A 24,195-nucleotide genomic window follows, 5' to 3' on the forward strand; every position below is an offset into this window, starting at 1 on the left:
AACACCTAAAATAATGGATACCAACGAAAAAATCAAAGAAATGGTAAAGCAGAAATACAGTGAAATTGCTTTGCAGGATCAGGAAACCAATGCTTCTTCTTGCTGTGGAAGTGGCGGCTGCACCACTGAAGTTTACAATGTCATGAGCGATGAATATGATCATTTGGAAGGTTACAGCGCAGATGCTGATTTAAAATTAGGTTGTGGTTTACCAACTGAATTTGCCAAGATTCAACCCGGAAATACGGTGGTTGATTTAGGAAGTGGAGCAGGAAATGATTGTTTCGTAGCTAGACATGAAACGGGTGAAACCGGGAAAGTGATCGGAATTGACTTCACACCAGAAATGATTGATAAAGCCAGACTGAATGCTGATAAACTGAAATATAATAATGTTGAATTCAGATTAGGTGACATTGAAAATATTCCGACTATGAGTAATATCGCTGATGTTGTCGTGAGTAATTGTGTGATGAATCTGGTGCCCAATAAATCAAAAGCATTTAGTGAGGTTCACCGTATTTTAAAAGTGGGCGGACATTTCAGTATTTCAGATATTGTGCTGACCGGTGATCTTCCGGAAAAAATTAAAAATGCGGCAGAAATGTACGCAGGTTGTGTGGCAAGTGCGATTCAGAAAGACGAATATTTAGACATTATTAAAAATTCTGGATTTAAAAACATAACGCTTCAAAAAGAAAAACCGATCATTATTCCAAATGATATTTTGAAAAACTATCTGAACGAAGACGAGATTGAAACCTATAATTCTAATAAAAATATTATTTTCAGCATTACGGTTTACGCCGAGAAACTAGATGAATGTTGTGGTCCGACTTGTTGCTAAAATTCTATTTCTAGTGAAAATCGCTTTAATAAAAAAAGCAAGACTAACTTCTTGCTTTTTTTTGTTTTTAAAAGACCGTGATCTATTATTTCTTTTTAGATTTCATATATAGAAATCCGATGGCGATTCCGGTAACCATCATCAAAATCGTTTTCTGTTTTTTTGTTGGAACGGGAAGGGCCATTTCACCATAAATTCTCATCGGATCTTTTGATGGATAATTAACATTACCGTCGGTATTCGTGGTAGCATCTTCTTTCATCACTAATCTCAATGCTGCAGACGCGGTATTTATAATTGCTTTCGGAAATAAACCGTAGAGTATTTTAGATACTTGTGCATAACCATCCGTAATGATGCTTTTCTTTGGATTTTTTGCGGCCTCAACCATTTGCGCTGCCAGTTCGCGCGGATCTACTGAAAATGGTGGAATCTTGAAATCCAACCCAGAATATTTTGCGGAGTGGGTATTTCCTGTTGATCTTTGGATTCCTGGATATAAACCTACAATATGAATATTCGGTTCATCAGAAACTTCACCCTGCAAACCTTCTACCATTCCACGGATTCCAAACTTTGTGCTTGAATAGGCTGTAGAATATGGAGCTGGCATCCATCCGCCAATCGAAACATTATTAATTAAAATTCCTTCTTTCTGTTTTTTGAAGATTGGCAGTACGGCATGAGCACCGTGTAAAAATCCCAGTAAATTAGTCTTCACTATTTGATCCATGGTTTCAATCGGGATTTCTTCAAACTTACCACTTGCCATTACTCCGGCATTATTCACCCAAATATCGATTCTTCCGTTAAATTGTAAAGCTTTTTCTGCTAAATGCTGAACTTGCTGTGCATCAGATACATCGGTTTGAACTCCCAAGGCAACAACTTCTAAATCGTGACATAAAGCAACAGTTTCATCTAATCCTTCTTGTCCTCTGGCAGCAACTACTACATTGCAACCTTCCAACGCAAACGCTTCTGCGGCAGCTCTACCAACGCCACTTGTTCCACCGGTGATCACTACTGTTTTGCCACGTAATTCTCCGTATTTTATTTCTTGATTTTCCATAATAATAAATTGTAAATGTTAGATTGATGCTTTACTACTATCAATTATTATGCAATTCATTTCGTCAACTAAATCCGAATCATATTAATGAAGGATTCTGTGTAAAAATGAAATCATTTGTTAAATGGTATCTGTTAATTTTATAAATTTGAGATTCTGCTCTTTTTAACAATAACGAAATATCTGCGATGAAAAAATTTTTAACTCTTTCGATTTTACTGCTTGGCTTCATTTCTTATGGACAAACATTTGAGCAGACCGTTGCCGACGCATCGTGTGAATGTATTCAGGAATTACCAGACCTTACGGATGAGAATTATAAAAACTGTATTTCAACCTCTTTAACCGAAGCCTTAGTGAAAGGAGATGTGAAAAGAAATATGAAGCAGATCGGTACTGTTAAAGGAATGAAAAGCACTTTAGAGAAAGTGTATGGTATTTTAGCAGAGAGCTGTTCACTCAACGCAAACAAAGAACTTAAACAAAAAAGAGAAGTGTATTATTCCGCCTCTCCAAATTACGAGGCTAATATTTCCTATAATATGGGGAAAGATTTTATGGAACAGGGAAACTATCAGCTGGCCATAAAATCATTTGAAAAAGCTTTGGAAAATGATGAAAATTTTGTTCTAGCTCTGGATGATATTGCTATTTCTTATCGACAGTTAAATCAATTTGATGAAGCGATCACCTATTATAAAAAATCGTTGGCTGTTTTTCCGGAAGGTGATTTTGCCTTAATGAATATTGCAGTAGTTTATAATTTAAAAGAGGATTATAAAACCTCCAATGAATATTACGCTCAACTCATGCAGTATCAGCCTCATAATGCGTAAGGCTAGTATGGATTTGGTAGAAATCTAAGTTTTTTAGAAGATTATGAGAATGCCTTATTACATATTATTAAGGCTCATAAAATCTATATTTTTGAAAAATCTGATTATGAAAAACATTCTCTACAAATGATTGGAATTCTTTATGGTCTCATGAAAGAAAAAGGAAATGAAAAAGAGTTTTATAGGATTGCCAAAGAAAACGGGATCACCATCAAACAATGATCAAAATACCTGTACTAAAAACAATTAACTAAAATGTCGAATGCTTACGCTTTACAAAACGCAGATTTTCTGGATCATATCGTTGTGGTCTGTCCTAAATGTGCCAAGAGAGCGGTCGTGACAGGTGGCAAACCCAATCAGTATTTAGTTGAAGACGAGCAGAACATTCGGGGTGCCTGTGCGCATTGCGGTTTTGTTGCAGTTCTAAATGAGGCGTCGAAATCAACGGTATTTGTCAACAGTCGGGACGTTCCGGTAAAATCACATGTACTTTATTTCAACAGTCCGTGTGATCCGTTCTTCCAATTGCCGGTCTGGTATGAGATTCCAACCACTCACGGATCTTTGTGGGCGTATAACGAGGACCATCTTACGTTATCGAAAATTTTATTGCAGACAAAATACGCAGTCGAAACGGTATCGCATTAAAAAATAAAAGTATCGCAAGTCGACTTCCAGTTTGGGCATCCAGCGCAAAAAACCGCGAATATTTAGTGAAGACCATCAAAAAATTCAAAGAAAAACAGGACTTCTCTGTATAATTCCACAAGCGTTTAATTTCATAAATAGCGTTGTTTTTTCGAAAACGCTATCGATTATTCATGAACCTATTTAAGATTTTGTCACGATTGAAACGCTTTGGCATCCACACTTTGCGAAATTTTCAAAATGAGTTGTTAAAAAATTCTTAATTATATTGAAAATCATTATATTTGCCGACTATAATTTTAATGTTGTAAACTATTAACAATGCAAGGAAAAGGACTTATTACGCTGGTTGCGGTTATTCTGGGACTTATTTGTCTTAACGAATTGTTACCAACATGGTATGCTGGTAAAGTTGAAAGACAAGCCACTGCTATTGCGGGAAACAACCCCGAAAAATATAATCAAGAAATGGCTCGCCTGTCGAAAGACACTCTGAATCTAGGATTTACAAAATTGTATTATTCAAGAGCGAAAGAAAGAGAAATGAAGCTAGGTCTGGATTTGAAAGGAGGGATCAACGTACTTTTGGAAATCAACCAGAGAGATTTGGTCAATGATTTAACCCAATATTCTACCAACCCAATTCTTTTAGAAGCACTCGCGCGTACCGATAAAGCACAAAAAACTGCTGCCGGAACGTATATCGATAACTTCTTCAAGGAATTCGACGCCGTGAATAAAGAAAAAGGAACCAACCTTAAATTGGCTGATCCAGAACTTTTCGGTAATACCAACATTACAGAAATTAAATACAACACCTCTGATGACGAGGTTAGAAATATCATTCGTCGTAAAATTAATGCTTCAGAAGGTTCTGCCTATGAAGTGATCAGAACGCGTATCGACAAAATGGGAGTTACCCAGCCAAACGTTCAGCGTGTACCTGGAACCGGTCGTATTTCCGTGGAAATGCCGGGAAGTAAAGATATTGACCGAGTAAAGAAAATGCTGGCTACCTCTGCAAAACTGCAGTTTTGGGAAGTACAGACGATTCAGGAAGTTCTTCCATACTTAGAGCAATTGTCAACGATTGTTCCTTTGAAAGCAGACTCGATCGGTGTGGCTAAAAATACTGATTTAATGAACATGCTTCAATTGAATTCACTGAGATCAAGTGGAGTTGGAAACATTAAATTATCAGATACTGCTGCAATTAATAAAATTTTAAATTCAGAAGTTGCAAAAGATCTTCGTCCGACGAATATTAAATATACCCAGTTCATGTGGGGTTATAAACCTGAATCGAACGATGTAAACAATTTAGTTCTTTACGCGATCCGTGGAAACATTAACCAAAAAGCACCTGTTGATGGTGCGGTAGAATCTGCCAGAGTTAATTATGACGAAATGGGTAGAGTAGTGGTTGACATGCAAATGGACTCTAAAGGTTCGAAAGAATGGAAAGCCATGACTGCTAAAAACGTGAACAAGTCAGTAGCGGTTTCTTTGGATAATGTGGTTTACACTGCACCAAATGTTGTGAATGAAATTCCTAATGGTAGAACCCAGATCTCTGGAAATTTCTCTCAGGAAGAAGCTCAGGATTTAGTAAATGTACTTGGAGCGGGTAAACTTCCTGCAAGTGCGAAAGTAGTACAGGCTGATGTTGTTGGACCTTCATTAGGACAACAATCGATTGACGCTGGTATGCTTTCCTTCCTAATTGCCTTCTTGGTAATTGTAGCGTATATCATTTTCTACTACGGTGGAGCAGGAGTTTATGCGGTGATCGCGATGATCATTAACTTATTCTACATTTTCGGAATCATGGATTCTGTAGATGCGACATTAACATTGCCTGGTATTGCGGGTATCGTCCTCTCGATGGCGATGGCGGTGGATACCAACGTAATTATTTATGAACGGACCAAGGAAGAACTCTTCGCTGGTAAAAATATTCTCGAGGCTTATAAAGACGGTTTCAAACACGCACTTTCTGCAATTATCGATGGTCACTCAACTACGATTTTGACTGCAATTGTATTATATATTTTTGGTACAGGTCCAATTAAAGGATTTGCCGTTACGTTGATCATTGGTATCTTGATGACCTTCTTTACGTCGGTATTATTATCGAGAGTAATGATTTTTGCAAGATTGAACAAAGGAAAAGGATTATCAGTTTGGACTCCTTTAACCAAGAATTTATTCAGAAATGTTTGGATCGACTTTATCGGAAAAAGAGAATATGCCTACATGATTTCTGCTTTCCTTACGGTAGCGAGTTTAGTTTCCATCTACGTTAATGGTTTTAAATATGGTATTGACTTTACAGGTGGTCGTAACTACGTTGTAAAATTTGACAAACCAATTGATGCTGATAAAACAGAGAAGGCTTTAGTAGCCATGTTTAAGACAGAAGACGGTAAATTATCTGCCGTAGAAGCCAAAACTTTCGGAACAGGGAATCAGTTGAAAATATCTACCGATTATTTAATTGATGATGAATCGCTACAAGCCGATCAAACCATAGAGCAAAAGCTTTTCGAAGGATTGAAAGAAAGTCTTCCAGCTGATATGACTTTGCAGCAATTTAAATCTGCAGATTCCGAACATGGCGGGATCGTATCTTCAACGAAGGTAGGACCAACGGTTGCAGACGATATCCAAAGAGGTGGAATGTTTGCCGTAATTGCGGCACTTGCAGGGATCTTCCTTTACATCTTGGTGCGATTTACCAAATGGCAGTTCTCTTTAGGAGCAATTGTCGGTCTAGCACACGATGCTATTATTATTTTAGGAGTTTATTCCTTGTTGCATAAATACATGCCGTTTAATATGGAGATCAATCAGGATTTCATTGCTGCGATTCTAACCGTTCTCGGTTATTCCATCAATGATACGGTGATTGTATTTGACAGGATTCGGGAGTATTTAAGAGAGAAAAAATCGTTGACGTTAGCTGGATTATTTGATGATTCTATTTCAAGTACTTTGGGAAGAACGTTCAATACTTCATTCACCACGATTTTGGTAATTTTAGCCATCTTCATCTTCGGTGGAGAAAACTTAAGAGGATTCATGTTCGCCTTACTATTAGGTATTGCGTTCGGTACGTACTCATCGATCTTTATCTCCTCCGCAATCGCTTACGATTTCTTGAAAGGTAAAGGCAAAGGCCCGGAAGAAAAGCTACATGGCAGAACTTCAGTCGATGTAGAAGTAGTTGACAACAGAACTAAAAAATAAGTATCCAATATTTATATATCAAATGTCCTTCGAAAGAGGGACATTTTTTTTGTTTTGAACATCTATTATTACTTTTATTTGGGCAGACATTTCCGCCTTCCACTCCCGCTTTTTTTGCTCCTCCGCCTCGGCGGATCCGCAAAAAAGAGCTCCGTTCAAGTCGGGCTGCAAACCCAGATTCTATTCAACCAGTTCATAAATTTAAAGATCATACAATTCTACAAACATCTTTTCCCGATATAATTGAGAGAGTACGCAAAATTTATATAGTTCAAATAATTCTTTATCTCATAATATTTTCCCTTTGCTGAGTGAAATGCCTTTGCGTCCGTAATTTATACAGCATCATCATTTTAACCTTTGCGTCATTGCGTTTAAAATTCACTTTGTCCCTCAATTAAATTTTCATCTTTAAGCTTTATTCTTAAAAAAAACCACAAAAAAACTATCTTTACACCCGCAATGAAAAAAAAGCAAAAATCAGCAGCCATCGGTTTCATCTTCATCACGCTGTTAATTGATATTACAGGGTGGGGAATTGTGATTCCAGTAGTCCCGAAATTGATACAGGAATTAATTGGCAGCAATGATCTAAGTGTTGCCGCGCAGTATGGTGGTTGGATCAGTTTCGCTTATGCCGGAACGCAATTTATTTTTGCTTCGGTGTTAGGTGGACTAAGTGATAAATTTGGTCGAAGACCCATTATCCTTTTATCCTTATTAGGATTCTCGATGAATTTTTTCATACAGGCAATTGCACCAACAATCATGTGGCTTTTTGTCGGTAGAATTCTATCTGGAGTAAGCGGTGCGAGTATTACCACCGCAAGTGCCTATATTGCTGATATCTCCAATGATGAAGACCGTGCGAAAAACTTCGGAATGATCGGTGCTGCCTTTGGAGTAGGATTTATTATCGGTCCTGTGATCGGTGGTTTCTTAGGACAATACGGCGCAAGAGTTCCATTCTATGCCGCCTCTGCGTTGTGTTTGGTGAACTTTCTTTACGGTTGGTTTATTCTGCCGGAAAGTCTCGATAAAGAACACCGAAGACCTTTCGATTGGCGACGGGCAAATCCCGTGGGCTCTTTATTACAGCTAAAGAAACATCCTGAAATTTTAGGCTTAATTTCCACCTTGGTTTTGGTTTACATTGCCGGACATGCCGTGCAAACCAACTGGACTTTCTTTACGATGTACAAATTTGGTTGGAGTGAAAAAATAGTTGGACTTTCCTTAGGATTTGTTGGGATCATGGCGGCTTTGGTTCAAGGCTATTTAATCAGGTTTATTCAACCGAAATTAGGCAACGAAAGAACCATCGTTTATGGCTTGGCTCTTTATGCAGTCGGCTTAATCCTGTTCGCCTTTGCCAGTGAAAGCTGGATGATGTTCGCCTTTCTGGTTCCTTATGGCTTAGGTGGAATTGCCGGACCGGCTTTACAATCAGTGATCTCTTCCCAGGTTCCGAAAAATGAGCAGGGAGAACTGCAGGGCGCCTTAGCGAGTTTAATTAGTTTTACGGCGATTATCGGTCCACCATTAATGACGAATACTTTTTATTATTTCACCCATGATTCCGCTCCATTTAAGTTTCCAGGCGCACCCTTTTTCCTGGGATTTATATTGATGGCCATAAGTGTTATCATCGTGAATAGGATGTTCCCCAGAAAGAAAAAACTGTAACTACTAATCTATCGTATTTAATTACACTTCAATTTTAGTAATAAATTAATTTTAAAAATGAAAAACGATAACATAATCTTTTGTAATTTTACGCCATGGAATTAAGTATAGGTGAAATGATGATGGTTGCTTTGGCGATCGTAGTTTTGTTCGGACCCAATAAATTACCGCAGATTGCGCGTGATTTGGGGCAAGGCGTACGTAAAATGCGTGGTGCCATGGAAGACGTAAAAACTGAAATTCTAAAAGAGACCGATAATCCAGTTTCGGAAATCAAGCGAGAAATCGATAAAGTAAAGAAAGCAGCTATGGATTTTAATCCAATGGGCGATCTTGAAAAAGAAGCTTTAGCCAAAAGAAGCGAACCCAAAATCGACTTGTCTGAAAGCGATACCCACGAAGGACCTGTAAGCCGTTAAGATGCACGAACTTATTCAGGAAGACAGATCCTTGTTTCTTTTTCTCAATAATTTGGGGAGTTCTCCCTTTGACCAATTGTGGATCATGATATCGGCCACCTGGATCTGGGTGCCACTTTACGTTATTTTTCTCTATCTTTTATTCAAAAACTTTCAACTTCGAAACTTAATTTTCATCCTTATATTCATTGCTTTAGGCGTGACATTCTCCGATCAGTTGGCGGGCGTTTTTAAAACAGGCGTTTCTCGGTTACGACCTTGTCACGATCCCACTTTAACTGGATTAATGCGTGATGTAAAATGTGGCGGACAGTTTGGATTCTATTCCAGTCACGCGGCAAACACTTTCTTTATCGCTACTTTCATGTCCTTACTTTTGTACAAGAAATTCCGATTCTTACCCTATATTCTATTCGTTTGGGCAATCATTGTATCTTACAGCCGAATATATCTGGGTGTTCATTTTCCTTTAGATATTGTAATGGGTAGCTTGATGGGCTTTTTTGCTGGTGGTTTCTTCGCTTCTTTAGCGCTAAAAGTCATTCGCAACCAGAACAACTCGACTCCAACTGCTACAACCAGCACTTCATAATAGATTTTTAATAATCTGTTCGCAGCATTCAATTCCCGTAGGAAATCTTAATCCTCTTACCTCCTTAACCACAACCTTAATGGTTTAACCTTAGCAGTCAATAGCTAATAGTCAAATCATGACATTAGTGGAAACATTTGTACAATTGGTGTTTAAAATCATTTTTTTTTAAACCATTCAATTCCGAAGGAAATCTTAATTTTCTTAACTCCTTAACCAAAATCTTAATGGTTAAATTTCAGCAGTCAATAGTCAAATCGTGAAAATTTGTCAAACCATTTGTACAATTGGTGTGTAAAACCATTTTCTATTTTTAAAGCGCTCAATTTCCGAAGGAAATCTTAATTCTCTTAGTTCCTTAACCAAAATCTTAATGGTTGGATTTTAGCAGTCAATAGTCAAATGGTGGTATTTGTCAAACCATCCGTGCAATTTTTGTTTAAAAAATTTTACTTTATTTAAACTTTTCTACTCTTTTACATTCCATCAAAACTTACTTTGAAGATATAACTCCTCCTATCTTTTTTATATCTTTGCTTCTATGTCAGAAAACAACGATAAACGTCTTTTCCTCATCGATGCGTATGCGATGATCTTCCGGGGATATTATGCATTGATCAGAAGTCCGCGTATCACTAGTACTGGAATCGATACTTCCGCAATATTTGGTTTTACTAACTCATTAATTGAATTGATTCGCAGAGAAAGACCAACGCATTTAGCAGTCGTTTTTGATGTCGGACAAGCCAGTGTAAGAACTGCAGATTTTGCCGATTACAAAGCCAACCGAAGCGAAACTCCAGAAGCAATTAAACTGGCCATTCCTTATATCCACCGAATTTTAGAAGCCATGCACGTTCCCATCTTAGGTTTGGAAGGTTATGAAGCTGATGACTTGATCGGAACCCTCTCTGTAAAAGCAGAAAAAGAAGGATATGAAGTTTTTATGGTCACACCAGATAAAGATTTTGCCCAATTGGTAACGGATAGAGTTAAGATCTATAAACCAGGTTTGAAGGGCGCTGAATTTGAAATTTTAGGTGTAGAAGAAGTCAAAGCGAAATACGAAATTGAAGATCCAAAACAGGTTATCGATTTTCTTGCTATGATGGGTGACGCTGTAGATAATATTCCCGGTTTGGAAGGAGTTGGAGAAAAAACTGCGAAGAAATTCCTGAAAGAATACGGCAGCATTGAAAATCTTTTGGCTAACACTGCAGATTTAAAAGGTAAACTCAAAGAAAAAGTAGAAAATTCTGCTGAGCGTGGAATCCTTTCTAAAAAATTAGCGACCATCATTTGTGATGCTCCAATTGAGTTTCATCAGGAACAGTATGATTTAGATACGCCTGATTTCGAGAAAGTAAAAGAAGTTTTTGACGAAATTGAATTCCGACGTTTGTACGAAAATTTATATCGTGCGTTTGCTCCGTCAATTGAAAACGGAAATTCAAGCAGTAAACCGTCACTTTCAAATCCTCAACCTGCAAAAGGTGGAGATCAATCGATGCAATTGGATCTTTTTGCCAACTTCGAAGAATTAGAACAAGCAACCACAATCAAAGAAACGGTTTTTGATAACGATCATTTGTATCAATACATCGATTCTCCAAAAGCGCAGTATATTTTAGTTCAAAATTTAATGGCTCAAACCGCTGTTTCTTTTGACATTGAAACCACTACTGAAGATGAAATGAATGCTGAATTAATCGGAATGAGTTTTTCTTACAAAAATGGTTTGGCCTATTATATTCCTTTATCAGAAAATCGTGAGGAAGTTTTAGAAACACTTGAAATTTTCCGGCTATTTTTTGAGAAGCAAGAAGTTTTGAAAATCGGACACAATATCAAGTTCGACTACAAAGTTTTAAAACAATATGGAATTAATGTAGAAGGATTGCTCTTTGATACCATGATCGCGCATTATCTACTCAATCCAGACGGAAGACATGCGATGGAATATCTTTCCGAAATGTATTTGAACTACAAACCGATTGCGCTGGAATCCTTAGTTGGTAAGAAAGGAAAGAATCAAGAAAGTTTACGATCAGTCCCTTTAGCAGATCAAACAGAATATGCCAGTGAAGATGCAGATTTGGCTTTCCGATTGTATCAACTTTTCGCACCACAATTAAAATTAGAAAACCTCGAAGATTTGTTTTTTAAAGTCGAAATGCCTTTAATGAAAGTTCTTGCGAAGATGGAACTCGAAGGAATTTCCCTCGATAAAAAATGGTTAGCGCAGGAAAGTTTGGATTTAGAAAACGATTTACGTCAACTGGAGAAAACGATATTTGAATTGTCAGGCGAGGAATTTAATATGAATTCTCCGAAACAGTTGGGCGAAGTTTTATTTGAAAAGATGCAACTCGATCCCAAAGCCAAAAAAACTAAATCCGGTCAATACGCTACTGGCGAAGATATTTTACAAAAGCTTGCTGCAAAACACGAAATTATTCAGCATATTTTAGAGTACAGAACCTATCAAAAATTAAAGTCAACATACGTCGATGCTTTGCCGTTGCAAATTGATAATAACGATCATCGCGTACATACCAATTTCTCGCAAACAACCGCAGCGACAGGGCGATTGTCGAGTTTAAATCCAAATCTACAAAACATTCCGATCCGAACTTTAAGAGGTCAACAAATTCGTGGTGCATTTGTTGCCAATCCTGGAAATAAATTAATTGCAGCAGATTATTCCCAAATTGAATTGCGTTTAATTGCAGCGATTTCAGAAGAGGAAAATATGATCAAAGCCTTTCAAAATGGAGAAGATATTCACGCTTCTACCGCCTCGAAATTATTTGATGTTCCTTTAGAAGAAGTGACTAAAACCCAACGCTCACAAGCGAAAACGGTAAACTTCGGAATCCTTTACGGACAAGGTGCTTTCGGATTAGCCGAACAAACTGGTCTTTCCCGGAAAGAAGCCAAAGAGATGATTACTTCTTATTTTGAAACCTATCCAAAGTTGAAAAAATACATGGCAGATCAAGTCGTGAAAGCGCAGGAAATGGGCTATGTTGAAACGATATTACATCGTAAAAGACATTTAAAAGATATTAACTCTGCGAACTTTGTCGTAAAAGCACACGCCGAAAGAAACGCCGTAAACGCACCAATTCAGGGAAGTGCCGCCGATGTTATTAAATTAGCGATGATTAAAATTGATGAACAACTTTCTGAACAGAATTTAAAAACGAAAATGCTTTTGCAGGTTCATGATGAACTTGTTTTTGAAGCACCGGAAGAAGAATTAGAAACCGTAACCGCTTTAATTAAAAAAGAAATGGAATCGGCTTACGAAACCACCGTTCCTTTAATAGTCGAAGTGGGAGTAGGAGATAATTGGTTGGAAGCACATTAATTTTACAAAGAAATGGTAGCTGACAAAAACTCAATAAATAAAACAGTCGCTTTTGTAATTTAACGATTAAATAAACTCCAGCGGAGTTTAATCCCTGTAGCAAAATATAGAATCATAATGCAGCGTTCCGTAGGAACGCTATCTAAAAAACCAGAATTGTTGTATATCTTATTTATTAAATTCATATCGAAAAATTTATTTGAAAATGGCAAATACGTATACACAAATTTACATTCAACTGATTTTTGCCGTAAAATTTCGGGAAAGTAAAATTTCCGAAGAAATTAGAGAGGAGATAGAAAAATATATTTGCGGAATTTTCAGTCATAAAAAACAAAGTGTTTTAGCCATTTATGCAAATCCGGATCATATTCATATTTTCTTTTGTTACAGAAATATTCAAATTTCAATTGCGGATTTAGTAAAAGTAGTTAAGGTTGAATCCACTAATTTTATCAATGAAAAAAAATATTTAGAAAGTCATTTTTCCTGGCAGGAAGGATATGGTGCTTTTTCTTATTCAAAAAGCCAGAAAGAAAATGTGATCAAATATGTTTTGAATCAAAAAGAACATCATCAAAAGCAAAGTTTTAAAAATGAATATATCGATTTTTTGAAAAAGTTTGAAATAGAATTTAAAAATGAATATCTATTTGAATTTTTTGAATAACAAATAGATAGCGTTCCTCCGGAACGCACCTTTCTACCTGTTAATTATTAACTACAGAGATAAGATTCCTCTGGAATCTCTTGCAACAATTATTTTATGAAATTCCTGATCATCATTCCCACGCACAACGAAGAGAAGAATATTCTTTTCACTTTGAAATCTCTGGATCAACAAAAATTTCAGGATTTTTTCTGTGTCGTTGTTAATGATGGTTCCACGGACAAAACCCAAGAAATTGTTGAAGAATTTATTAAAGATAATTTAAAATTTAAAATTGAAAATTTAGCGGTATCAGCGCATGAACCCGGCGCAAAAGTAGTTCGGACTTTTAATCAAGGTTTAAATTCTGTAGATTTAAAAGAATTTGATATCATCTGTAAATTTGATGCAGATATTATTTTTCCATCAGATTATTTAAAGAAAGTTAATCAGGTTTACGAAACGCAACCAAAAGCCGGAATGGTTTCTGGAATTGTTAAAATAAAGAAATCCATTTTTGAGCAAGCCTTGATTTTTGATTTTAAAGACGAAAAGCACCAATGGAAATTTGAAAATATCTCGTCTAAAAACCATATTCGAGGACCTATAAAATCTTATCGAAAAGAATGCTTTTTAGACATGAACGGTTTGCGTCCGGTTTTAGGCTGGGATAATATCGATGTCATGTTGGCGAAGAAAAATGGTTGGGAAACCGTTACTATTAAAGATTTATGGGTTAAACATTTGCGTCCGACTGCTTATCAGTATCAAAATCAAAAAGCCGAAAAACTGGGTGAATATTTTTATAATATCGGTTTGAATCTACCTTTGACCATGATTTCATCTGGAAAATCATCATTTAAGAATAAATCATTGGTAGAATTCTTTACGACCATGAAATCTTTTTTGAAACAAAAAGCAGAACGATCATTATCAACGGAAGAAATAAAATATATCCGTAATTTACGCTGGCAACAAATGTTTAACAGGAATTAAAAAGAAACATGAAAAAAATAATTTCCATTTTAATGGTTTTCTCAACGATCGTTTTATTTGCACAAAAAAACGCCGATCTCATTATCACCAATGCAAAAATTTACACGGTCAATCAAAATTTTGATACGGCTGAATCGATGGTGATTTCAAACGGAAAAATTGTCGCGGTTGGAAAATCTGCGGACATTCTTAAAAATTATAAATCTTCAAAAGTCCAAGATTTACAAGGAAAAACTGTTTTCCCTGGATTGATCGACGCGCATTGCCATTTCACGGGTTTTGCGACAGATAAATGGAAATGCGAATTGTGGGGAACAAAATCCTGGGATGAGATCATTGCCAGAATTTCGGAATACGCGAAGACGGCACCCAAAGAATGGTTGTACGGAAGAAGCTGGGATCAAAATGACTGGCCAGTTAAAGAATTTCCAAACAAAGAAAAATTGGATCAGCTCTTTCCGAACCGACCGGTTTATTTAAAAAGGATTGATGGTCACGCGGCAGTTGCGAATCAGAAAGCTTTGGATATTGCTGGAGTGACGAAAGATTCAAAAATATTGGGAGGAGAAATTGAGGTAAAAAACGGAAAATTGACTGGAATTTTAGTGGATAATGCCATGTTATTGGTTGAAAAACATATTCCGGAAATTGAGGATAGTGAGGCAATTCAGTATTTTTCAGATTTGCAGAAAGAGTGTTTTTCTTACGGATTAACTTCACTTCACGATTGTGGGATTACCGAAAGAACTTTAGATCGTTTAGAAAAGGCACAAACGCAAGGTCAATTGCAAATGAAGATTTTCGCTTTGCTGGAAGACAATCCGGATTATTATGACCGTTGGATCAAGAAGGGAAGATATACCAATAAAAATATTACAGTAGGTGGATTTAAAGTTTATTCAGATGGAGCGTTAGGTTCCAGAGGAGCTTGCCTTATCCACGATTATTCGGATAAAAAAGGCTGGAAAGGATTTCTTTTAAGTGAAAGAAAACATTTTGAAAGTTTAGCAAAAAAATTAAAAAACAGTGATCTTCAAATGTGTACACACGCCATTGGTGATTCTGCAAATAGAACAATTCTGCAAATTTATGGTGATATTTTAGGCGTAAAGAATGATCGAAGATGGAGAATTGAACACGCGCAAATTGTTGATAAAAACGATTTCGATCTGTTCGGAAAATATTCAATTATTCCATCCGTACAACCGACTCATGCGACTTCCGACATGTATTGGGCGGAAGATCGCTTAGGAAAAGAACGTTTGAAGTATTCTTATGCTTATGAAGATTTACTGAAACAAAATGGCTGGCTTCCTTTGGGAACAGATTTCCCGGTGGAAGAAATTAGCCCACTCAAAACTTTTTATTCTGCGGTAGCAAGAAAAGATTCTAAGCATTATCCTGCTGAGGGATTTCAAAAAGAAAATGCTTTAACGAGAGAGCAAGCGATTCGGGGAATGACGATATGGGCAGCAAAAGCCGCCTTTCAGGAAAATGAGATCGGGAGTTTAGAACCGGGAAAATCGGCGGACTTTATTATTGTTGATCAGGATCTAATGACTGTTCCAGAAGTGAAAATTTTAGAAACGAAAGTTTTGGAAACGTATAGCAACGGAAAAAAAGTGTTCTTTAACAAGGAGTATAATGATGATTTAGCTAAGAAATTATCAGGTAGAACAACTCACGGAATATCATCTTCTAAATAATTCCCGAATTCTTTACCCTTAAACTTAATCTTGAAAAAAATCGCTTACATAGAACTTGATACTCATGCAGAAATTGCAGATAATTTTATGGAATTAATGGCTGATTCTAAAGAGTTTGAAGTCGATTATTATTTCGTAGAAAGGATTATCAAAAGAATTGGGAAGAATCATTCCAATATTCACTTAAGTGAAAGTACGGAGCTTTTAAACCAATTAAATGACCAAAAATATGATCTGGTCATCATCGGAACGGCGCATCGGTATTTTAATTTATTTAATGAGATCACCAAGAAATTTAATACTTCGGTTATCGTTCATAATCTAAATTTTACAAGAATTTCTCGGTTTCAACTTTTTAGAAATATCTTTAAGAAAGACTTTAAGTATCGGTTGAAATTATGGTTAAAAGAAGATCTGCTTGCTGCTCCTGAAGTTTTTACCAAAGCTAAAAATCTTTTGGTTTTAGATAAAGGTTTAGCAAAAGGCCGTTTGAAATATTTACCTGTTTTCTATAATCAATTTCAAGACAGTAATCAATCAGAAATTTTCACGATAGTTATTCCTGGTGCAGTTTCACAGCAGAGGAGAGATTATAAAAAAGTGCTTCAGGAACTAACGAAGCTGAATCTCGATCAAGGTCAATCTCAAAAATCTTTTAGAATCGTTTTTCTCGGAAAAGCACAGGGGAAAGAACTTCAATGGTTGAAAGATTTTGACAACGAAGAAGCTGAAAATATTTCAATTCAATATTTTACTGAAAAAGTTTCACAGTCTCTATTCGATGAATGGATGAACAAAGCCGACGTTTTATGGTGTCCGATTCAAAGTGAAACCGAATTCTTTAGCCATAAAGAAATCTATGGAAAAACCAAAATGAGCGGAAATATTGGTGATGCCATTAAATACGGAAAGATGGCTTTCTTTCCCGAGAATTATCGATCAGATTTTGAGTTTGTCATTAATGAGAAAGTAAATTCCGGTGGTGAAGTTTTTGACTTTGAACCTGAAAATTCTTATGATTTTCAAAAAGAATTCAACAAAAATAAAATTCTGGCTGATCTTGAAAAACTTTTGGAATCTCATCTTTAAAATTTGAATAGACTTTTAAAAAACTTCTTGTTCAGATATTCTTCCAATGGAAAGATCTTCATCACGTGATTCGCTCCAAAAATAACAAGTAGCACAAAAGCTGGTTTGTAGGTAAGATTGAGTAGATTGCTTTTCGTTTCGGGCAGCATGATCGCGATGTTAATGGCTAAAGTGCAGATAATCAAAACATACATCATCTCGATGGTTAGCGGGAAAACTTTGAACTTCACATAATTAAAGTAAATTTTGATCATGTTGAATAAAGTGAGCGAGATTGCTGTAGCCATTGCAATTCCGATAATTCCGAATTGAGTTTTGGTAAGGAAAAGATAATTGAGACCAATCGTTGTAACTGCCAGAAATAACATGACAACAATATTAAATCGGTAATGTTTGGACAGCGAAATGATATGTCCGTTGAAACCGGTTGCCAAGTCGAATATCATGGCGAAACCTAAAATCCAGACAACAGGTTCGGCTTGTCGCAATTGTTCGCCGTTTTTGATGAGATTACTGAGGTACGGAAATCCAACCAAAATACATGAAAACAAAATTGAACCCAGAAAAAACAAGGTCAAAGATGTTTTCTTATGGAAACGGTCGAGTTCATCAAATTCTCCTTCCGCAATGGTTTTATTGATCATCGGTGCCGATATATTATAAAGCCCCATTTGCGGAATTAAGATGAAAGACAGAATCGATAAAATAATACTGTAAACTCCATTTTCCTCGAAATTCAGAAATTCTCCGATCATAAAATTATCAACCCGGAAGGCGATGTAATTTCCGATGTTCCCTAAAAATCCGTAAAAACTATAGTTCAGAATTTCCTTCCAGAGATTATCTTTTCTGACGTAATCGGTATTAAAGTCCGGCGTTATTTTTTCCAGTTTATTGGCATAAAAAAAATATCCCAAAAGTGATAATAGAAACATTCCTAAGAAAAATCCGTACGAGCCTTTTTCCGTAACTCCTAAAAAGAAAAATAAAGTGAAAGCTCCTACATTGGCAATTTTCGGAAAGAGATTTTCGAAAATATTCGGTACCGCGATTCGCTTAAAGTTGGTGATGTATTTATTAAAGACCGCCGATAAAGCCATTACTAAAATAAGAGGCAAAATTAAAAGTTTCATTTTCCATAACTGTAAACTTTTAAATTCTGGGAAAAAATGAAAGAAACCGAAAAATAAAACCGAGAAAATAATGAAATTCAGAACGATGCCTCCTAAAGAAAGGGATAATAAATTTTGATGTTTACCGTCTTTCTGTGTTTGATGAAAAAATTTCACGGTCGAAAAAGAAAGTCCAAAAACTACGATAGGTAAAAGCATTTCTGCGGTTGGCATGATGTAGCGCAACTTTCCGTAAAACTCCATGTCGTACGGGAAAATAAAAATCGCAGAAATAGTTCCGAGTAAAAAACCGAAATATCCGATTAAGGAATATTTAAAACCCTGACGTGCAATGACACTCATTGATTATTGGTTTTACGGGTTTTTAGGTATTGGTTGAATATGAAATTTCGCACCATATTTTTTACGGGAAATAGTTTTTAAATAAAATTCTGGAGTAAATTTTTAAATCATCAAGCGTTTTTTCAAATTCAAGAAAACAAAGATAGTAAAATATGTTAAATAAATGTTAAAATTATTAAAGAGTAAGAAATGATTAGAAGGTCACCTCGTTTTGTTTTAAATTTAACAATTGAAGAAAAAATTGCTTAAAATTCATTGAACTGCAATTTCTCATTTTATTAAAAAGTATGAAAAAAGTTCTTATTCTCCTCGGTTTTAGTTTATTGACCGCTTGTAGTTCCGTTAAAAACAGTCAGGAAAAACCATTCCTGTGGGAAGGAGCAAATGTTTATTTTCTGTTAACAGATCGGTTCAAAAATGGAGATGCGACTAATGATCTCAATTTTGATAGAACAGAAAAAGCCGCTGTTCTACGTGGTTTTGAAGGCGGAGATCTGAGAGGGATTATTCAAAAAATAGACGATAATTATTTTTCTGATCTAGGAATTAATGCGATCTGGATGACGCCAGTTGTAGAGCAGATTCACGGCGCAACGAATGAAGGAACCGGCAATACATACGGTTTTCATGGCTATTGGACTAAAGACTGGACGGAACTCGATCCTAATTTTGGCACAAAAAACGATTTGAAAGAATTGGTGGAAAAGGCCCACAAAAAAGGAATACGAATTGTTCTGGATGCCGTGATTAATCACACAGGACCTGTTACCGAAAAGGATGCTGTTTATCCAAATTCTTGGGTAAGAACTTCGCCCACTTGTAATTACCAGAATTACGAAAATACAACCGCTTGTACATTGGTCGCAAATCTTCCGGATATTTTAACAGAATCTAATCAACCTGCCGAATTGCCGCAGATGCTGGTTGAAAAATGGAAGAAGGAAGGGAAATATGAAGCTGAAATGAAATCTTTAGAAGCGTTTTTTGCCCGAACAGGATATCCAAAAGCGCCAAAGTATTATATTATGAAATGGCTGGCCGATTATGTGGAGGAATATGGGATTGACGGTTATCGAGTTGATACCGTAAAACATACCAACGAAGATGTCTGGAAAGATTTTCAGCAGGTTTGTCAGGGATCGTTTGATATTTACAAAAGAAAAAATCCTTCTAAAGTTCTTGATAACAATCTCTTTTTTACCGTTGGGGAAGTTTATGGCTACGGAATCTCTCAAAAACAGGATTATAATTTCGGTGATAAAAAGGTCAATTATTATCAAAATGGCTTTAAGTCATTGATTAATTTTGACTTTAAAGGTGATGCGAATAAACCGTATGAAGAGTTATTTTCAAACTATTCAAATCTGTTGCATTCTGATTTAAACGGAAAAACGGTAATGAATTATCTGACGTCGCATGATGATGGATCTCCATTTGATAAAGACCGAAAAAGAACGTACGAAGCGGGAACAAAATTACTTTTGGCGCCAGGAATTTCACAGGTCTATTATGGAGATGAAACCGCCAGAACCTTGACCGTCGCTGGAGCAGATGGTGATGCCAATCTTCGTTCTAACATGAATTGGAATGACGTTGAAAATAATTCAGCGACGCAAAAATTAGCAAAACATTATCAGAAATTAGGAAAATTCAGAGCGAACCATCCTGCGGTCGGAGCGGGCGTTCATCAAATGATTTCTAACCAACCTTATTACTTTTCCAGAATCTTAACCAAAGGCCAATTTACAGATAAAGTAATCATTGGACTTGATGTAAAAGAACAATTAAAAGAAGTGAATGTAGCTGGAGTTTTTGCAGAGGGAACTCAATTAAGAGATTTTTATTCTGGTGCGTCAATGTCCGTTATTAATGGGAAAGTTTCTTTCTCTTCCAATTCGCCAATCATTTTATTAGAAAAAATAAACTAAAAACACAACCATGAAAAAACTAATTCAACTCGCATTATGCTCGATTTCGTTGCTGGCTTTTGCGCAAAAAGCTCCGGAAATCAACAAAACCGAATTTTCAAAAGAGGCTTTAAGTCAAAAAGTAATGTCGCTTGAAGGAAAGAAAACTTCCATCGCTGATGTCTTGAAAAAGCATGAAGGGAGAATCCTCATTATTGATTTCTGGGCAAGCTGGTGCCAGGATTGTATTCTCGCTTTGCCCGCAGCGAAGAAGCTTCAGGAGAATAATCCAGAGCTGGATTTCGTGTACTTTTCTTTAGACCGTTCGCATGCTCAGTGGAAAAAAGGTCTGGATAAATACCAAATTACGGATCAGGAAAATTACTGGTTTGATGAAGGTTGGAAAAATGATTTCAATAATTACATCGATCTGAATTGGGTGCCACGATTTATGGTGGTTGGCCAAACCGGAAAAATCGCTAAATATTACGCCATTCATCCAAATGATCCCGATATTCAGAAAACGATTTTTGCACTTTTAAGAAACGATGAAGACTAAAACTTTCCTTTTCGCTTCTTCTTAAAAACATATTGGGACAGATTCGCTGGACTTTTTAAAAATTTATACTTTTTGATATCTTCATTAAAGGAGCAATGTTCTTCTTACAAAGGATTCTACTTTTAGTAGATATCAATTTGCTTGAAAATTATATTCTATCAATGTTTCAAATTAAAAGTTGTGTTCGACTAATCGAGTTTTTAAAATTAAAGAAAAGGCAACTCTAAAAAGTCATTCAGCGGTTTAATGCTCTTTAGTATTTTAGCGAAATTTTTAGCTGCTTGCGGATCCAATAAAGCTTCATCAGAAATGGGGTGACTCACGGTAAAGCTTTTCAGTTTCAGATATTCTGCCATCGGATGGTCTTTTTCAAAACCAGCTGGCACTCTTTGTAATTTGTGTTCTATGCTTAATCCACGGAAATTATTTCGGAAATCTTTATGTTTGATGATCTTTAATAAATCGTCGCCGCTTGCTCTAATTTCATTTCGTATTTGTTTTAAAACGGCAGGTTCCGGATTGTAAACGCCGCCCGCCAAAAATGATTTTCCGGGTTCAATGTGCAAATAATATCCCGAAATTTTAGCACCTTTTCCCATGCCTAAACTGGCGCCGAAATGAATTTTATAGGGAATTTTATTTTTAGAAAAACGAACGTCACGGTAAATTCTAAAGACGGCTTTCTTCGGATCAATCTTCAGAATTTCCTCATCAAATGGGGCGATCTCCTGGATCAAACTTTCAACAAATAATTCTACGTCTTCCTTCGCTTCCAAATAAAGATTCTTATTTTCATTGAACCACTCGCGGTTGTTATTCTTTTCTAAAGTATTCAGAAATTGTAGGGTAGAGGTGGAGATATTGTTTTTCATTACTTGTAAATTAAACTCAAATTTAATCAAATTTAATTTTTAAAAAGAAGTAGTTATCGGATTAATCAAAAGCTTTGGCGGTATTTTTCAGCACTTCGTTTCTTTTAATAATGAAATTAAACTACTGCAATAGAAGATTTCAGGTAGAGTCAATTTTAATTTATTTTTAAAAAACACCTGTATTATAGTTTTAATCGCCCCTAAAACGCGATTGGCTATTATTAACAATAATTTAATAAACCATCGATATAATTATGATAAATAAAAAACGTATCTTTGCACCCAATTTATAGACGATCTTTTACATGAATTTATTTACGGAGACCAATCTAAGTCCTGAAGTTTTGAAGGCAATTGGCGAAATGGGCTTTGTTAGTCCAACAGAAATCCAAAAACAGACTATTCCTTTTATCTCTACAGATACACGCGATCTAATCGCACTTGCGCAGACGGGAACAGGCAAAACAGCAGCGTTTACGCTTCCGATTTTGGATATGATTGACGACGGGAGTCGCAAAATCCAATTATTGGTGCTTTGTCCAACCAGAGAACTTTGTTTGCAAATTACCAAAGACATTACTAATTATTCGAAATACTTAAAAAACATCAAAACTACAGCGGTTTATGGTGGTAGCAGTATTACTGATCAAATCAGATCTCTTCGCGAGAAACCACAGATTATTGTGGGAACTCCAGGTAGAGTTATTGACCTGATCAACAGAAAAGCCCTTGATTTCTCAGAAATTCAATGGTTAATTCTTGATGAAGCTGATGAAATGTTATCAATGGGTTTCAAAGAAGATTTGGCAACAATTCTACGTGAAACTCCTGATACAAAACAAACTCTTTTATTCTCGGCAACGATGAATAAAGAAGTTGAACGTATTTCTAAAAACTATTTGACGAATCCACACCGTATTGCGGTTGGATCGATCAATGAAGTGAAGAAAAATATCAAACACGAATATTACGTGGTTGGATACAGAAACAAAAAAGAAGCTTTGAAAAGATTGATCGATGCAAATCCAAATCAATATTCAATTCTTTTCTGCAGAACCCGTATGGAAACTCAGGAAGTCGCTGACTTTTTGATGCAGAATGGGTATGCTGCAGATGCACTTCATGGTGATTTGTCTCAGGCACAGCGTGATACGGTAATGAAAAAATTCCGTTTGAAAAACATCGATATTTTAGTTGCGACTGATGTTGCGGCAAGAGGTTTAGATGTTGATTCATTAACGCACGTTATTCACTTCTCTTTACCAGATGATCCAGAAGTTTTTGTTCACCGTAGTGGTAGAACTGGACGTGCTGGGAAAGATGGAATCTCGATCTCTTTAATTAAACCTGAAGAATCAAGAAAACTGAAGCAGATCAAATCGGTAACGAAAATTGATATTGTTGAGAAGAAAATTCCAACAGGTAAAACAATTATCGAAGCGCAGGTTGCTGGCGTTTTCGAAAAATTATTTACAGAGCACGAAAATTTGGTGGAATTCGGTGACGAATTAATTCCAGATCTATCTGCTTTTACCAAAGAAGAGTTGGTTCACCAAATGTTACAGTTGCAATTGAGAGACATGGCGCTTTATTACAAAGATAAAGACGATTTGGTTGATCAGAAATTCAGCGATGATAGAGGTGGAAACGATCGAGGCAGAGACAGAGATCGCGGTAGAGACCGTGATGGAAGAGGAAGAGATCGTGATAGAGGCGACAGAAGAGATAGCGGAAACAGAGATGGTGGAAACAGATTCGGTAATAACCGTGACGGTGGAAGCAGAGATTTCGGACGTGACCGTGATGGTGGAAACCGTGATTCTAGAGATAGAGATGGTGGAAACAGAGGGGAATCTAGAGATAGAAAGCCAAGAAAAAATAGTGAAGACATGGTTCGGTTCTTCTTTAACTTAGGAAAAAGAGACAATTTGAAAAAAATTGACATGTTGGAAATTATTAACAAGTCTACTGAAAAATCAAGAAAAAGACCAGATATTGGGAATATCGAGATTTTAGAAAAATTCTCTTTCTTTGAAGTAGAAAAATCATTTAAAGACGAAGTTCTTAAAGGATTAGAAACTCAGAAATTTAAAGGAAAAGATATGAGAGCTGAAGAATCTAACTAATTTTTCAATCTTGTAATCGATTATACACAAGTCTCACTTTTTAGTGGGACTTTTTTTTTGTTCGTAAACTTTTTGTGTTAACAATTTTCAT

Annotated in this window: 18 protein-coding genes; 15 read left to right on the plus strand and 3 right to left on the minus strand. The window is 36.2% G+C overall.

Annotated features, from left to right (window positions below; all coding sequences use genetic code 11):
* Positions 1 to 13: 13 nt before the first annotated feature.
* Positions 14 to 847: an arsenite methyltransferase gene (locus ACEYOS_RS10435; RefSeq protein WP_373709251.1), complete on the plus strand. Its 834-nt coding sequence runs from the start codon at positions 14 to 16 to the stop codon at positions 845 to 847.
* Between the two features lie 85 nt (positions 848 to 932).
* On the opposite strand, the gene ACEYOS_RS10440 is transcribed toward ACEYOS_RS10435, so the two are convergent.
* Positions 933 to 1,919: an SDR family oxidoreductase gene (locus ACEYOS_RS10440; protein WP_373709250.1), complete on the minus strand. Its 987-nt coding sequence runs from the start codon at positions 1,917 to 1,919 to the stop codon at positions 933 to 935.
* A gap of 188 nt (positions 1,920 to 2,107) precedes the next feature.
* Between ACEYOS_RS10440 and ACEYOS_RS10445 the strand changes: the two genes are divergently transcribed.
* The 11 genes from ACEYOS_RS10445 to ACEYOS_RS10495 all read left to right on the plus strand — a co-directional run bounded on the left by ACEYOS_RS10445 (position 2,108) and on the right by ACEYOS_RS10495 (position 17,165).
* On the plus strand, positions 2,108 to 2,755 hold the full coding sequence (locus tag ACEYOS_RS10445; protein ID WP_373709249.1) for a tetratricopeptide repeat protein: 648 nt from the start codon (positions 2,108 to 2,110) through the stop codon (positions 2,753 to 2,755).
* 255 nt (positions 2,756 to 3,010) lie between these two features.
* Entirely contained in the window at positions 3,011 to 3,406 is a 396-nt protein-coding gene (locus tag ACEYOS_RS10450; protein WP_373709248.1) for a hypothetical protein, read from the plus strand.
* A gap of 321 nt (positions 3,407 to 3,727) precedes the next feature.
* The gene (secD, locus tag ACEYOS_RS10455) at positions 3,728 to 6,655 is read left to right on the plus strand and encodes a protein translocase subunit SecD (protein WP_373709247.1); all 2,928 of its coding nucleotides are present in this window, start codon (positions 3,728 to 3,730) and stop codon (positions 6,653 to 6,655) included.
* A 462-nt stretch (positions 6,656 to 7,117) separates the two neighbouring features.
* A complete protein-coding gene (locus ACEYOS_RS10460; protein WP_373709246.1) occupies positions 7,118 to 8,341 on the plus strand; it encodes a TCR/Tet family MFS transporter in 1,224 nt (407 codons plus the stop codon).
* Between the two features lie 95 nt (positions 8,342 to 8,436).
* Positions 8,437 to 8,760: a twin-arginine translocase TatA/TatE family subunit gene (locus ACEYOS_RS10465; RefSeq protein WP_373709245.1), complete on the plus strand. Its 324-nt coding sequence runs from the start codon at positions 8,437 to 8,439 to the stop codon at positions 8,758 to 8,760.
* A gap of 1 nt (position 8,761) precedes the next feature.
* Positions 8,762 to 9,352, plus strand: a complete 591-nt coding sequence (locus ACEYOS_RS10470) for a phosphatase PAP2 family protein (RefSeq protein WP_373709244.1) — start codon at positions 8,762 to 8,764, stop codon at positions 9,350 to 9,352.
* A 541-nt stretch (positions 9,353 to 9,893) separates the two neighbouring features.
* Positions 9,894 to 12,725 (plus strand): DNA polymerase I, encoded by a 2,832-nt coding sequence (gene polA / locus ACEYOS_RS10475; protein WP_373709243.1) that lies wholly within the window; start codon positions 9,894 to 9,896, stop codon positions 12,723 to 12,725.
* A gap of 205 nt (positions 12,726 to 12,930) precedes the next feature.
* Entirely contained in the window at positions 12,931 to 13,395 is a 465-nt protein-coding gene (locus ACEYOS_RS10480) for a transposase (protein WP_373709242.1), read from the plus strand.
* A 96-nt stretch (positions 13,396 to 13,491) separates the two neighbouring features.
* Complete coding sequence (locus ACEYOS_RS10485) at positions 13,492 to 14,370, plus strand: glycosyltransferase family 2 protein (RefSeq protein WP_373709241.1); 879 nt, start codon at positions 13,492 to 13,494, stop codon at positions 14,368 to 14,370.
* A gap of 8 nt (positions 14,371 to 14,378) precedes the next feature.
* Positions 14,379 to 16,076, plus strand: coding sequence for an amidohydrolase (locus ACEYOS_RS10490; RefSeq protein WP_373709240.1), 1,698 nt, complete (start codon positions 14,379 to 14,381; stop codon positions 16,074 to 16,076).
* 30 nt (positions 16,077 to 16,106) lie between these two features.
* Positions 16,107 to 17,165 (plus strand): hypothetical protein, encoded by a 1,059-nt coding sequence (locus ACEYOS_RS10495; RefSeq protein WP_373709239.1) that lies wholly within the window; start codon positions 16,107 to 16,109, stop codon positions 17,163 to 17,165.
* On the opposite strand, the gene ACEYOS_RS10500 is transcribed toward ACEYOS_RS10495, so the two are convergent.
* Positions 17,162 to 18,640, minus strand: coding sequence for a lipopolysaccharide biosynthesis protein (locus tag ACEYOS_RS10500; protein WP_373709238.1), 1,479 nt, complete (start codon positions 18,638 to 18,640; stop codon positions 17,162 to 17,164). The two genes, ACEYOS_RS10495 and ACEYOS_RS10500, sit on opposite strands and share 4 nt — an antisense overlap.
* A 287-nt stretch (positions 18,641 to 18,927) precedes the next feature.
* Between ACEYOS_RS10500 and ACEYOS_RS10505 the strand changes: the two genes are divergently transcribed.
* A complete protein-coding gene (locus ACEYOS_RS10505) occupies positions 18,928 to 20,568 on the plus strand; it encodes an alpha-amylase family glycosyl hydrolase (protein WP_373709237.1) in 1,641 nt (546 codons plus the stop codon).
* Between the two features lie 10 nt (positions 20,569 to 20,578).
* Entirely contained in the window at positions 20,579 to 21,106 is a 528-nt protein-coding gene (locus ACEYOS_RS10510) for a TlpA family protein disulfide reductase (RefSeq protein WP_373709236.1), read from the plus strand.
* A gap of 206 nt (positions 21,107 to 21,312) precedes the next feature.
* Here the strand turns inward: ACEYOS_RS10510 and ACEYOS_RS10515 are convergent, their stop codons facing one another.
* Complete coding sequence (locus ACEYOS_RS10515) at positions 21,313 to 21,978, minus strand: DUF2461 domain-containing protein (protein WP_373709235.1); 666 nt, start codon at positions 21,976 to 21,978, stop codon at positions 21,313 to 21,315.
* Positions 21,979 to 22,283: 305 nt separating this feature from the next.
* Between ACEYOS_RS10515 and ACEYOS_RS10520 the strand changes: the two genes are divergently transcribed.
* On the plus strand, positions 22,284 to 24,104 hold the full coding sequence (locus ACEYOS_RS10520; RefSeq protein WP_373739015.1) for a DEAD/DEAH box helicase: 1,821 nt from the start codon (positions 22,284 to 22,286) through the stop codon (positions 24,102 to 24,104).
* Positions 24,105 to 24,195 lie beyond the last annotated feature (91 nt).

The organism is Kaistella sp. (genome assembly GCF_041824135.1).
In the GTDB taxonomy this organism is placed as follows: domain Bacteria; phylum Bacteroidota; class Bacteroidia; order Flavobacteriales; family Weeksellaceae; genus Kaistella.

Bases quoted from the DNA above. Each gene is read 5' to 3' on its own strand.
- ACEYOS_RS10515 (WP_373709235.1), bottom strand. From the start codon at position 21,978: ATGAAAAACAATATCTCCACCTCTACCCTACAATTTCTGAATACTTTA.
- polA (WP_373709243.1), top strand. From the start codon at position 9,894: ATGTCAGAAAACAACGATAAACGTCTTTTCCTCATCGATGCGTATGCG.
- ACEYOS_RS10490 (WP_373709240.1), top strand. From the start codon at position 14,379: ATGAAAAAAATAATTTCCATTTTAATGGTTTTCTCAACGATCGTTTTA.
- ACEYOS_RS10500 (WP_373709238.1), bottom strand. From the start codon at position 18,640: ATGAGTGTCATTGCACGTCAGGGTTTTAAATATTCCTTAATCGGATAT.
- ACEYOS_RS10485 (WP_373709241.1), top strand. From the start codon at position 13,492: ATGAAATTCCTGATCATCATTCCCACGCACAACGAAGAGAAGAATATT.
- ACEYOS_RS10460 (WP_373709246.1), top strand. From the start codon at position 7,118: ATGAAAAAAAAGCAAAAATCAGCAGCCATCGGTTTCATCTTCATCACG.
- ACEYOS_RS10480 (WP_373709242.1), top strand. From the start codon at position 12,931: ATGGCAAATACGTATACACAAATTTACATTCAACTGATTTTTGCCGTA.
- ACEYOS_RS10450 (WP_373709248.1), top strand. From the start codon at position 3,011: ATGTCGAATGCTTACGCTTTACAAAACGCAGATTTTCTGGATCATATC.
- ACEYOS_RS10470 (WP_373709244.1), top strand. From the start codon at position 8,762: ATGCACGAACTTATTCAGGAAGACAGATCCTTGTTTCTTTTTCTCAAT.
- ACEYOS_RS10505 (WP_373709237.1), top strand. From the start codon at position 18,928: ATGAAAAAAGTTCTTATTCTCCTCGGTTTTAGTTTATTGACCGCTTGT.
- ACEYOS_RS10520 (WP_373739015.1), top strand. From the start codon at position 22,284: ATGAATTTATTTACGGAGACCAATCTAAGTCCTGAAGTTTTGAAGGCA.
- ACEYOS_RS10465 (WP_373709245.1), top strand. From the start codon at position 8,437: ATGGAATTAAGTATAGGTGAAATGATGATGGTTGCTTTGGCGATCGTA.
- ACEYOS_RS10445 (WP_373709249.1), top strand. From the start codon at position 2,108: ATGAAAAAATTTTTAACTCTTTCGATTTTACTGCTTGGCTTCATTTCT.
- ACEYOS_RS10440 (WP_373709250.1), bottom strand. From the start codon at position 1,919: ATGGAAAATCAAGAAATAAAATACGGAGAATTACGTGGCAAAACAGTA.
- secD (WP_373709247.1), top strand. From the start codon at position 3,728: ATGCAAGGAAAAGGACTTATTACGCTGGTTGCGGTTATTCTGGGACTT.
- ACEYOS_RS10510 (WP_373709236.1), top strand. From the start codon at position 20,579: ATGAAAAAACTAATTCAACTCGCATTATGCTCGATTTCGTTGCTGGCT.
- ACEYOS_RS10435 (WP_373709251.1), top strand. From the start codon at position 14: ATGGATACCAACGAAAAAATCAAAGAAATGGTAAAGCAGAAATACAGT.